Below are 12743 nucleotides of genomic sequence, written 5' to 3'. Positions count from 1 at the left end.
CTTCAAATAAACGGCAAATATAGCAGGCCCTTCTGGAAACATCTCTACTCCCCCACCGGTTTCCTTAAATGCTGGAATGAAGACCTCCAGGGACTCGTTCCCTGGTTTAACATTGAACAATAATCCTGAATCCATCTGCATGAGTATCGAAACAGAAAAATATACTGTCGCATCAGATACGCACTATCCCGTTCATCCGCTAATACAGCAGCGGTGGAGTCCCCGCTCTTTTTCCGGTGAAGCGGTGGATCCCGACCTCCTGCGCCAGCTCTTTGATGCGGCACGGTGGGCGCCCTCCTCATACAATGAACAGCCGTGGCGTTTCATCGTTGCAACCCGGGATCACCCGGAAGAATATGAGCAGCTTTTAGATATACTTAATCCCGGAAACCGCCGGTGGGCACAAGAAGCCCCGGTTCTGATTCTTACGGTGGTCAAGACCATATTTTCAGGAAGCGGATCTCCAAACCGTTCCGCCAGGCATGATCTCGGCCAGGCCGTTGCCTATCTGACATTGGAGGCTATGAACCACGATATCTACCTGCATCAGATGGCGGGAATCGACCTCGGCGCCGCCCGCGATGTATTCAACATTCCCGAGGGATATGAGCCTTTTACGGGCATCGCCCTGGGTTACCTCGGGGAGGCCGAGCCTTCCTCGGGGCGAAGTCGCAAAAAGCTGGATGAGATCGCCTTTCGGGGCGACTGGAATAGTCGTAAAGACCTCGCGTAACAAAATCCGTGGGTCAAAGGAGAAATCTGATTCCGGCGGCAGCACTGGGTGCCAGGCCGAGGGAGCACCGCCAAGCCGTCTTCTCCGCCTATTCCTCAAAAATGAGGGCATCGGGCTCTGCCCCGAGCTCTTCCAGGTAATCCATCATGGCCATATTAAACGGCATGGGACCGCAAATATAGAATGGCTGGTCAAAATCGTCGATCTGGTTTTCTAAAAATGCCTTGTCAATGAACCCGTCGAGATAGATATAATCGCTGGTCGGCTCATCGGTAATCACGTTGATGAAGTTATCACCCAGGATCTGTTCGAACTCCTCTTTAAGGATAATATCCTTTTCGGTTTTGTTGGAGAAAATAAGTTTGTTTCCCTCAATTTCCCCGTTTTCATAACTATCCCGCAAAATGGCGATAAACGGGGTAACTCCGGCGCCACCCGCCAGGAAAACGCCCGGACCTTTGTACTGGATGGTACCCCAGGGGTCACCGATAATAAACTGATCCCCGGTCTGCAGTCGATCGATCTGTTTGGTCACCCCGTCGTGATCATCATAAATTTTGATGGTAAACTCCAGTTCGGGCTCCTCATTCAGGGAGGTAAAAGTAAATGGACGTTTTTCGTCTGCCCATCCCTCCTTATTGACCGAAAGTTCTGTGGCCTGGCCCGGTTCAAACTCGTAGCCTTCCGGTTTTTCTGTTTTAAATCGCTTTACATCATGCGTAACCTGTTCAATACCTGTTATATCAACTGTGTATGACATCGTATGTTGAGATAAAATTCAGATTCCAGTTCTACAGTCCCTGACAAGAGGGGAATATTCCGATTATTTCAAATATTCTTCAAAAAATGATATGGTTTTATTCCATGCGTCCTCGGCGGCTTCCTCCATATAACGATTGCCTGAAGGGTTTGCAAAAGCGTGCCCGGCCCCATCATAAATATGAATAGAATTGGAGATCCCCGCTTCATTGAGTGCGGTTTCAAACTTCCTGACCTCCTCCGGGGGAATCCCGCTGTCTTCGGATCCGAAAATTCCAAGTATTGGCATCTCCAGCTTTTGGAGCTGTCCCGGGTCGGTTACCAGCCGCCCATAATAAATGACAGTGGCATCAATATTCTGCGGGAGAGCCAGGGCCGTTTGCAGCGACCAACCACCCCCAAAGCACCAGCCGATGGTCCCGACGCGAGGCACACGATGCTCCTCTCTCAGGTAACGATAGGCCTGTTCCAGGTTTGAGACGGCCCGCTCTGGGTGTTCTCCTGCTTTCCGGGCAAGCTCACCGGCCCGGTCAGCAGATTCAGCCGACTCCCCATTGTATAGATCCACCGCCAGCGCACGGTATCCCTGCTCGGCGAGCCGGCGGGTCATCATGCGGATATTGTCATTGAGTCCCCACCACTCGTGGATAACTATTATCCCGGGAATATCATCAGCCGCATTCCCGGGGTAGGCCAGATATCCGGTAACCGGCTCCCCGTCAACCGTAGCATACGTAACAGTCTCGGTGGTAACTTCCTGTATTGGAGAGTAGTCAGCCGCCGCATTGGCAACCGGTTCATCATCATTATGCTCAAGCTGCATCCGATCGATCAGATCTTTATCCTCTTCTGAACAACCTATAACCAACAATATTCCTGTCATTATCATTATAACCGAAATAATCCCTGTACTCTTCATGATGTAACTCCCATTTTGTATTTTCCATTTACCTGAAGGGTTTAGCTATTGGTACAACTCAATTTGACGGCAAACCGTTTATACCGGGTACGAATTTTGCCGGGATGAGTACAACAAAAAACAACCTGCGAACTTTATATACGCTTCATCCGGTGTCACCACAACATGTTGTATTTTAGCTTATTTAAACCGTAAAATTAATAAATGAAGAAAAGATAATTATTCCTTACTTTTGTCTTTCTCAGAATTGGAGCTGGTTGTTATATTTAGCTTCAATACACCTGCGCCCGTAGCTCAACTGGATAGAGCGTTTGGCTTCGGACCAAAAGGTTAGGGGTTCGAGTCCTCTCGGGCGTACTTTTAAACAAAGTGCCCGTCATTTTTGGCGGGCACATTTTATTTTATCCTAACGGGAAAAACACAGAGAAGATCATTTTTTCTCCATCCTGATGTAACAAATGATGGTACATGGAATGCCAGCTATACGTATTGTCTGTCTTGTAAATCTATTATAGCCGGTACTAACGATTTGGCACATCCGAAAGCTTAATACGATCATAAGCCCCACTTTTAGCATCCTCTGGATGTGGTTCCAGCCCAATAATCGTTATTTGCTTTCGATTGGGACCATATACCCAGAACATACGGTACGCATGCTTTCCTTGTCCGAGATATGACTGAAACACTTTTTGGCCATATCGGCGGGTCAAATCCTCTATTTCATGGGTCTGCAGTCCCCGGTGCCGGGGATCGGCCGCTAAAAACTGTATGGCTTTACCAAACTTTTTAAATAACTCTTTTTCATCTCCTCTTAACTCATTCTTCTTTTTTCGGGCCTTTAAATTGTCCCAAAATTCTTTCATTTCCGGAACGCCCATCAATATTTCAAACATGTAATGGGATTACTCCTCAAGTAGCTTTTCGAGTTCTTCCAAATCCACTGGCTCTGAAACTTTACCTTCCTTGAGGTTCTTCATCGCCTTATCCATCATCTCCAACGTACGCTTGGAAATCTCATCAGGATGGATCAACTCTCGGGGACTTAGCTTAACAGAGCCATCTTCAAATTCAGTGACATGATAATATTCTGTACGGGCTCCTCGAATAGTTAATCGTTTTTTGGAGTCGAGCTTGGCATCGTACTCCTTTTTCTTTTCGGTTGTATTCATAACAAATTACCTTTTGCCATTAGATATCAGGGATAAATATATACCATAGTGGGATTTCCCACAATATGCATTATATAACTCTTTAAATACAAGTTTTATTGCTCTTGTAGGCTTCCTGACTCTCAGGGAAACTATTAGCCTGTGGTAGATTAGAACTTTTATGGCGTTGATCTCTTACAACCATATTAAATTATAGAGGATTTTATCCATCTATTTTTAAATAAAAAAGACTATCCCGCAATTCATTTATTTTCCTAAAGCTATATATCATTTTACTCGAATCGGGGATACTAGTAGTACTATATGGAACTTTAATCTAAAATTGATTTTAAGCATTTGATGAAATGCAATAAAAACCACCCTTGTTTGTACCCGCGTACTCCAATCCCAACAGCGAGGAAGGAAGAAAATTATCACCGCAGGAAAAGGAGCGACTGTTAGATCTTTTCCTGCATGAGCTACGGCTTGTAATTGATCAGTTTGGTGGGGGGATTAGTTCGATTTAGTGGCCTTATTCGGAAAGTAACAACCAAACTTTTGAGATCAGTATAACCATTCAATCAAAAAGGCAGGTTTACTGCCTTTTTTTAAATTTTGAATACCGGAATTTCATTTTATAAAATTCTCTTTAGTTCTATCAAACTAATGCACTACTAGAACCCCTAACATCTGCTTTATCAAAAGCAATAGAGATACTTGCACCCAGGTTGTTCTCAATATCTATTTCTGCTTCGAGTTGTTGCACCAATGTATTGATAATGGTGTAGCCTAACGTAGAGGTGTTATCGGGATTAAATCCGGTTGGAAGCCCACAACCATTGTCTTTAATGGACATTTCAATTTTATCATTATTCTCAGTTAAACTAATCTCAATTTCTCCTTGTTCGGTCTCCTTAAACGCGTGTTCAAAGGAATTATTAATGAGCTCATTCACGATCATGGCGCAAGGAACCGCCTGATTTATGTTTAAGGTGATTTCATCACAACTTATAATGAACTCAATCCGGCCTTCTGGGTCGTGAATATCTTTAATTGAATCTACAAGTTCTCTAATATAGTTTTCTACATTTATTTCTGATAGAGATTCGGTTTGATACAACTGCTCATGAATAAGGGCCATTGTTTGAATTCGCATCTCACTATCCGACAGTATTTTCTGTAACTGCTCGTCATCGGATTTAAACTTCTGTAACTGCAAATAGCTGGATACGACTGCCAAGTTGTTTTTGACGCGGTGGTGAATCTCTTGCAACAGGATCCGCTTTTCGTTAAGCGATTGCCGTACCTTATCCAGGTACGACTTCCTTTCGGTAATGTCTACATAAATGAGGTAACTAATTGTAGAGGTATCGCTAACCACTATAGGGACCAAGCCAATTAAAACTGGGACTTCCCCACCTTCACTGTTAAGTCGGACAGATTCATATTGGAAGGAGTCTTGGCCACCTTTTCGTTGTTCACGAAAAAGTTCCTTTTGCTCTATTTGGTACTCTTCTGGTGTAATTAGATCATCAATATTCTTTCCTTTTGCCTGTTCTGCAGAATACCCAAATATATCTTCAAAGCTTCTATTAACATCAAGAACGTTATTCTCACCATCTATCATCGCAATACCCACCGGGGCATTTTGGAATAGGTTTGAGAGCAAAGCGCTTTGATGTTCAAGTTGTTGCTCTGCTTGTATGCGTTGAGAGATATTGATCCCCGCACCGAGTATATAGTTTTCGCCGTCTTGCTGAAAATGGGCTCCCGTTAAGTAATACCATGCGTCGCCTCTCTCTTTTTTCTTAACCTTCGCTACAACATTTACTGTGCCTTCCGTAAATGCTTGTTTTATGGCTTCCGAAATCCGGTGGTGATCTTCCTCATAATGAAAATCCAGCGGGCTCATTTGTTTTACCTCTTCTTTGGAATAGCCCAGCTCTTCTTCAAATCCTTTATTTAAGCGCACGTAGTTGCCGGCTTCGTCCAGTACATAAAACAATCCAGGCAGGCTGTTTAAGGCTTTTTCGGTAAATTCTTTTTCTTTTTCCAGTTGTTGTTCATACGCAATACGATCAGAAACATCTCGGGCAGCCGACCGTATTTCCAACAGGTTCCCTTCTTCATCATAAATGGGTTTCATGCTGTTTTCCATCCAAATGTAATGTCCGTCCTTGTGCTGCAGCCGGTAGGTAATACGTTTCTTACCATTACCTTCCATTAACTCCGAAAGGTTTTTTATGATATCTGGCCGATCATCAGGGTGGACCAAGCCAATGATATCTTTTTTCATATATTCTTCCGGCGTATAACCTAAAAGCAACTCCGTAGAAGGAGAGGCATAAATGCAGTTAGCCTCTTCATCAAAAATGGCCACTTTGTCAGTAGCATTTTCGGCCAGGTATCGAAACTTACGTTCTCGTTCGGCTATTTCCTGTTGAGACTTCCTGCGCTCCAAAAGATGCCCAAGCTGTTTGGCAACAATAGATAACTGGTTCAAAGTCTGCTGTTCCCTTTCTATTGAATCCTTGTGATAAAACTCGATAATAGCCGATGGCTCTCCTTTGACAGGGATGCTCATGCAGGATTTATATATTCCTGTTACAGAATCTTTTCTTTTATAGGCAGGAAATTTTTGAATTTGTTTGACCCAATAAGGGCTGTCTTCAGCATGCACCTTTCCTACAAGACCTTCACCAGGTTTAAAGGTCGTTTTGAGGGATGCTTCTATAAAAGGGTTAGTACCAGATGTATCGGAATACCAAACGCTGGCGCTTTCCAGCTGTTCTTTCTCGTCATCAAAGACGTAAATATGAGCAAATGGCCACATTATAAAGTCACAGATGTTTTTAAGACTTTCTTCTAAGGCCTCTTCAATTTTTTCAAAGTGGTCTATATTATATCTGATATCACTTAAAAGGTTCTGGAGGTCTCGTTCTCTTCGCAGGTTAAGTTCTGTTTGTTTCTGGTTGTTAATGTCTATGTGAAGACCACTAATTTCCTCAACCTTATCATTACGATTTCGTTTAATAACTTTTGCCCGACTACGAATCCATAAATATGTTCCGTCCTGCTTTTTTAGTCTGAGGTCTTCTTCAAATATTTCAGCCTCTCCGGTTGTTATTAAGTTAAATTTCTCGAGAATTCTTGAAAGGTCATCTTCGTGAATAATGTCAAACCAAATTTCCGGATCTTGTAATGTTGATTTACTATATCCCAATTTTTTTTGTAGCCACTGGTGGCTGATATCCAGCTGCTTTTTCTGAGGATAGTAGTGCCAGAAACCCACATCACCTGCATGCATTGCCAACGCCAACTTTTGCTGCTCTTTTTCAAGCGTCGCAATCGTTTGTTTTTCTTCACTGATATCACGGCAAATGGTAGAAAAATACTCGACATTTCCCGAAGCATCTGTATGGGCCGTCATTACCGTTGAGGTTGGAATACCTTTCCCGTCGACGGTTTGAAAGGTAAGCTCCCCTCTCCATACGCCTTCTTCCGCAGCTTTTGGGAAGACTTCCTCTTGGAGATACTGATTAGTGATTTCAGGATGGAATTTTTCAAGGTTGGTGCCAATGATATCTTGGTCTTTTGCCAGACCGAGAAGCTTTCGTCCTGACGGGTTCATATATTGAATATTACCCTCTGTATCTACCAATCCTACAAAATCAGAAGTATGTTGGATGGCTCTCGTTGGCGCAGCTTGATTTTTTCATTTTCGATGTAAACCGTTTCATTTTCAACAAGAGATAGCACCGACACCAACTCCCCGTCATCATTTGATAGGGCCGAGTTATAGAAATGCAGGTATTTTGTCTCATTGTCCTTGCTCGTGACGCCAACTTGCATTTCATTGCTTTTTTCGGCCCCTGAAAGCAGTGCATCAATCTTTTGTTTTACCTTGCTAAAATCACAATCTACGACATGTTCAAAAGCCAGCTTTATAGACGTTTCACCTCGAAGATCATCTTCCGTAAATCCAAGCCACTGGGTAATTTTTGGAGAGAATTCTTGGAGCTGAAACCTTTTATCCCAAATGATATAAGCCAACGGGCTGTTGGCCAAGTGATAATTTAGCTCCTGTTCCGTCTTGTCAATCAGGCGAATGTTTTCAAGACCAGTCTCTAATGGAACTGCTTTTATTAGCTGGGCCTTTTCCCCTCCATACTCCATTGAACAGCTGAATAGTTCTACCGGATAGGTATTCCCCCACTTGTCCACAATTTTAATGATTCCAATGCGTTCAAATTGCTTGGAGGGCAAGGCCTGTTCCTCAAATTCAGAAACCAAATTGGCCTTAGGTTGGAGGTCACCAATCGTTTTTGTTAAGAATTCCTCTTTCCCATATCCATAGATTTCAATCGCAGCACTATTGACATCTAAAATGCTCATTGAATCGTTTGCTACAATCCACATAGGGCTGGAATTCTCTGTAAAAAGTGGTGTTACCATATCTGACACCTCAATAATTTTCCCCAGCCCTTCATGTTTTTAAATGAGGAACACCTTAATTTTTCGCAGATTCCCTAACTAATTTAGAATATTAAAAAAAATTAATAAATGATATAGGTGATTGTACCTGAAATAAAAGGATAGCTCGTTAGCATATATAGGCAAAGGTGATGGATTGTTCCGAGCTACAACACAATAATAAGAGGATAAGGGAATATTGGTAATTTATTAATCAATCCTACTTAATTACCTGTTCTCTCCTTATGAAACCTTTAAAATTAGTTTTGCAAAAATACTGGTTCCTTCGCTGTGCGTGCTTCCCTGCTATTAACGTGTTTATAATCGTATATTTTATAATATATTAGCTTAAACTTATTCTGCTGTATTTGATCATACTTCTTAATTAAGTACCTGATTTTCAGAAAATATTTATCAAGAAATTATACCTCATTAATATTTTCTTTCACTATTCCGGCATAGTTTTTAAGCTTAAAATTGAACATAAACTGGAACCCGTTTCCTGATTTTGCCTCCCAGTCAGCCTCCAGCTGCAAGAGCAATGTCCTGATAATGGAATGGGAAAAGTCTTTCATATCATTTAATGCTTTTCCTTCTGGTAGACCCTTTCCATTATCTATTACCCTAACTTCCATATTTCCAGCTTGTTCTTTCATTTTTAAGCTTACTTTACCAACATCCCCTTCTTCAAAACCATGTTTATACACGTTGGTAATAAGTTCTGATATCAGCATACCACAAGGCACAGCTTGGTCAAGACTAATTAAAAGCTGTTCCAAGTCCAGTTGAAAATCTATTTTTTTAGAAATATCAGAGTAAACTTCATTGAGGTGTTCTACTAAATCTTTAATGTAATCCTTAAACTGAATTTTATTGAGTTGATCCTGATGGTAAAGCAGTTCATGTACTTTTGAAATCGAAAAAATCCTTGTACGTGTTTCCTTTAGTGATAAAACCGTTTCCACTTTTTCCGAATTCATTATTTTTAACTCAAGCAGTGCTACAATAACAGCCAAGTTGTTTTTAATCCGGTGATGAACTTCTTGAAGTAATACTTCTTTTTCTTCGACTAATTCTTCAAGGTCATTTTTGATTGATACCAGTTCCGTAATATCATTTTGAGTACCAACAAAATATCGAGCTGTACCATCGGAATTTGTTATTGGAGAAATGGTAATTTCATTCCAGAATAAGCTCCCATCCTTTTTATAATTCCGTATTATTGTTTTTTCATAATCATTCTCATCAATAGCTTCCCGCAATTTTTGTATTCCCTCTTGTTCATTATCATTATCCTGTAGTATTCTGCAATTTTTCCCCAACACTTCATCTTCTGAATAACCGGTTAATTGCTCAAATCCCTTGTTGACATATACCAGGGGATTATCTTCCTGAGATTTATCGGTTATGCAGATACCAATATCGGTAGAATTAATCGCCTTGTTTGCAAGAAAAACTTTCTCTTTTAATTCCAGGGATTGACGTCGTTGATTGAGCAGGGATTTGACTCTGGAATTTAAAATTTGAGGGGATATAGGAAGAGGCAAAATATCATCATAAAGAGAGCCAAAATCGGTATTAAAATATTTTTTTAGATGGGTTTCACTGACCAACAGGATAACAGGTAGATAAATTGGTGCTTGTTGTTCTTTTATGGTGACAATATCCTCTTCTAAGTCTTGTAAATACTTTTCTCCCAGGATGCATAGATCAAAATATTCAGATTTTAAATCCTCACCTATATTTATATCAATGAATTTATAATCATCACCAAAATACCGACGGATCATTTTTTTATTCATTGGATTAGAAAGTTGTAAAAGGATCCGATTTGGAGACTCCCGACTATAAAAATCCATATAGGCCATAGAATATTGGTAAAAAAATTATTCAGTTACTGTTGGATTACCCGTTAATAATCCTTGAAAATTTTTCATCGGTGTACCCAGCACTAATCCCGATCCGTCTATTTTGAATTCCCGAATTGTACGTTCAAAATCGCCCAGTCGTTTTTTAAGTACACCAATTATTTTTCTTAACTCACCGCTATGTTCAATATAACGCAGGAATAAAATGTTATCGGCAAGATAGCTTGCATTCATATTTGTCATCTGAAATCCTTCAGAAACATTAGGCGCCTCATTTATCAAAAAGGTGGTTACGCCCATATTTTGCAGGTACACACCCAGGGCATGCAGCCGCTTTAATGGATGCTCCTCGGCAAAAGACATTCGAAAAGCGCTAACTGAATCTATCATTACAACCCTTGTACCATTTTGCTCAATATCTCGTCGGACGATATTGGAAAATTCATCGGGTGAATAGGTCAATGGTTCAATGGATAATATTTTTAAATTCCCAGAAGCTATCGCATCACGTAAATCAATGCCTATTGCACTTGTTCGTTTTATAATGATGTCAGCTGATTCTTCGAATGTGTATAGTACAGAACGTTCATTCCGCAAAGCAGCCTCTTTTATAAATTGGGTTCCCAGACTGGTTTTACCCACGCCGGTTGGGCCGGCAACCAGATTAACTGTTCCCTTTTCAATACCCCCCTTAAGCATGTGATCCAATTCTTTTATGCCCGTGGTAAGCAGTTCACTTTGAAACTCTCGGTTATATTGGGCAGGACGGATTCTTGGAAAGACTTCAGGGCCTTTACTGCCAAGTTTAAAAGAGTGGTCTCCAGTTAAGAATTTTGATCCCCGGTATTTAGTAACATTAATCCTTCGCCAACCGGGTTTATAACTCAGATTAATAATTCCATCTACCCAGAAAGGCACTTGTGACTCCTTTCCATCAGATTCCGTTTCCGATATAATCAAGACAGTAGCTCCCATATTACAAGTATACCGGATGAAGGAGAGCACAACTTTACGGTATTGATAGGGATCCTGGTGCATATATTTTAGCATAGAAACAGAATCCAATAATACCCGGTCAGGTTTCAGCTCCTCAACTTTTTCTACGATTGACTCAATAAATGGCTTTGCCTCTATTGCTTCAGCTGGAAAAACATCATAAGTCTGAGCCTCGGCATATATATGTTCCTCTGGACTTAAATCAAGAATTGAAACCCGGCTAAGGTCAATATTAATAGAAGCTGCATTTCGAATTACGTTTTCTTTGGATTCTGATAAGGTTATAAGAAGTGAGGTCCCTTCTTCTAATTCTGTACCCTTTCCCAAAAATCTATAACCGATTGTCGATTTTCCTGTACCCGGACCACCACGCAGCAAATACGCTTGTTCAGGTAAAAAGCCACCAAATAATATTTCATCAAGTCCTTTAATACCTGTTTTAATTTTGTTTGATTTCATTTATTAAGTAATAGTTTATTAATAATTGATCTGTCCCCCTTAATAATTGTGATAACCTGTTGGAGACATTTTAATACAGATGGGTAGAACTAAAAATTTTAGCTTCACAATATTCTGAGTTAACTAATTGTATCGCTTGTTTTTAGAATTGTCGGAAGTTTGGGTGTTATTAGAAATAACAGTTGCTATATCCCTAATAAGCATCAGATGTAATCCGAGTCTTATATTTGCTACGGCACGATATTCAACAAAAAGTAGTTCATCTTTCTTCGTTTGTAGTAAATACTCTCCACTACTTTCACCGTCGCAAAGCATTAATTTCCACTTCTTTTCAAGGTAGGAACCAAGATCTGGGTAAATTATCTGCGAAATATGTACGCCTAATAACTCTTGTTTTGAATATCCCAGCTTATGACTAGCCGCCTCATTTATGTGTTGAATCTTCTCATCATTATTTAACAGAAAAACAATTTCACCCAAGTTCTTACATTTACCCGGTAGATTAGCTTCTCTCTGTTCATTAAATTGAGATGGAGAAAAAATTTCATTAAAGAACGCAATATTTATCGACTCTTCCTCAAACTCTTCAACAGCATAAACAAGTTCTACCAATTCAGTTTTTGTTTTATTGAAATGGAAGAATGCAAATTCTCTTTCGCCTGCCAGAAATGGACTACTTACAAAATTATCAGGAAGAATTGGCTGTTTAATTTCATCTAATGAGCGACCAATGACATCAAAAGAATTGCTATATTTATTTTTAAACTGCTCGTTTACACCTATTATCCTATTTTTCCCATTTGTAAAATAAACTACAGGAAAAAATTCAAATGGTCGCACTAATACTTCCTCGAAACACATTTACGGTTATAAGCAATCGTAATTTAGTGCCCAGAATCCAATGCTAACCCACTTTTGGCTTAAAGTTTTAAAAGATTAATTTTTGTTAATAATTCTATAGGGCCACGAAATTTTTAATCACTCCTCAAAAAATTATATGAGAGGATACAAAAATTATCAATATTGATAAAGTATAATGAGCGTAGAGACAGAAGAAAATGTAATAATAAGTAATAGGCTACGGAAGATAGAAGATATTTTAGATTTAAAACCACCCGAAATGGCAGAATTAGGGGGATGTAGCCAGGCAACCTATTATAGGTATAGAAAAGGAGAATCTGTTCCAGATTCAATATTTTTGAAAAATATTATCAAAAATGAAAACAGGATAAGTGCCCAATGGTTGCTAATGGGAACGGGACCTATATTATCAGACATTGACGATGGACAAAGTAAAGACGCCAGTAAAAAAGCAGATCAAATAGATTTCACCCATCTGCCTTTTTATAAAATGAAATCTAAAGAATTGAAATCTGAAGGAGAATTAC

10 protein-coding genes, 1 tRNA gene and 1 pseudogene are annotated in these 12743 nt (G+C 40.1%); 3 read left to right on the top strand and 9 right to left on the bottom strand.

The features are described from left to right. The first annotated feature begins 139 nt into the window (after positions 1–139). Positions 140–733, top strand: a complete 594-nt coding sequence (locus ACG2E4_RS09250) for a nitroreductase family protein (protein ID WP_395259488.1) — start codon at positions 140–142, stop codon at positions 731–733. Between the two features lie 88 nt (positions 734–821). Here ACG2E4_RS09250 and ACG2E4_RS09245 read toward each other — a convergent pair whose 3' ends face one another. Beyond that, complete coding sequence (locus tag ACG2E4_RS09245; RefSeq protein WP_395276354.1) at positions 822–1493, bottom strand: FAD-binding oxidoreductase; 672 nt, start codon at positions 1491–1493, stop codon at positions 822–824. A 63-nt stretch (positions 1494–1556) separates the two neighbouring features. Then, entirely contained in the window at positions 1557–2411 is an 855-nt protein-coding gene (locus tag ACG2E4_RS09240) for a dienelactone hydrolase family protein (RefSeq protein ID WP_395259486.1), read from the bottom strand. A gap of 283 nt (positions 2412–2694) precedes the next feature. Between ACG2E4_RS09240 and ACG2E4_RS09235 the strand changes: the two genes are divergently transcribed. Continuing rightward, positions 2695–2768 (top strand) — tRNA-Arg (locus ACG2E4_RS09235). Positions 2769–2932: 164 nt separating this feature from the next. Here ACG2E4_RS09235 and ACG2E4_RS09230 read toward each other — a convergent pair. From ACG2E4_RS09230 to ACG2E4_RS09200, 7 genes are all read right to left on the bottom strand, one after another. After that, complete coding sequence (locus tag ACG2E4_RS09230) at positions 2933–3304, bottom strand: hypothetical protein (protein WP_395276353.1); 372 nt, start codon at positions 3302–3304, stop codon at positions 2933–2935. A gap of 9 nt (positions 3305–3313) precedes the next feature. Next, entirely contained in the window at positions 3314–3580 is a 267-nt protein-coding gene (locus tag ACG2E4_RS09225) for a hypothetical protein (RefSeq protein WP_395261669.1), read from the bottom strand. Between the two features lie 637 nt (positions 3581–4217). After that, positions 4218–7220: a PAS domain S-box protein gene (locus ACG2E4_RS09220; protein WP_395276352.1), complete on the bottom strand. Its 3003-nt coding sequence runs from the start codon at positions 7218–7220 to the stop codon at positions 4218–4220. 2 nt (positions 7221–7222) lie between these two features. Then, on the bottom strand, positions 7223–8014 hold the full coding sequence (locus tag ACG2E4_RS09215; protein WP_395276351.1) for a PAS domain S-box protein: 792 nt from the start codon (positions 8012–8014) through the stop codon (positions 7223–7225). 440 nt (positions 8015–8454) lie between these two features. Then, complete coding sequence (locus ACG2E4_RS09210; RefSeq protein ID WP_395276350.1) at positions 8455–9834, bottom strand: PAS domain-containing protein; 1380 nt, start codon at positions 9832–9834, stop codon at positions 8455–8457. Between the two features lie 84 nt (positions 9835–9918). After that, on the bottom strand, positions 9919–11355 hold the full coding sequence (locus ACG2E4_RS09205) for an ATPase domain-containing protein (RefSeq protein WP_395276349.1): 1437 nt from the start codon (positions 11353–11355) through the stop codon (positions 9919–9921). Between the two features lie 123 nt (positions 11356–11478). Next, positions 11479–12216: a PAS domain-containing protein gene (locus tag ACG2E4_RS09200; protein WP_395276348.1), complete on the bottom strand. Its 738-nt coding sequence runs from the start codon at positions 12214–12216 to the stop codon at positions 11479–11481. 175 nt (positions 12217–12391) lie between these two features. Here ACG2E4_RS09200 and ACG2E4_RS09195 point away from each other — a divergent pair. Next, positions 12392–12743, top strand: a pseudogene (locus ACG2E4_RS09195) (hypothetical protein); the annotation flags it as partial.

The sequence above is a fragment of the Halalkalibaculum sp. DA384 genome, assembly GCF_043951955.1.
Lineage (GTDB): Bacteria > Bacteroidota > Rhodothermia > Balneolales > Balneolaceae > JAMQKA01.
This window is presented reverse-complemented; position numbering and strand designations above follow the sequence as displayed.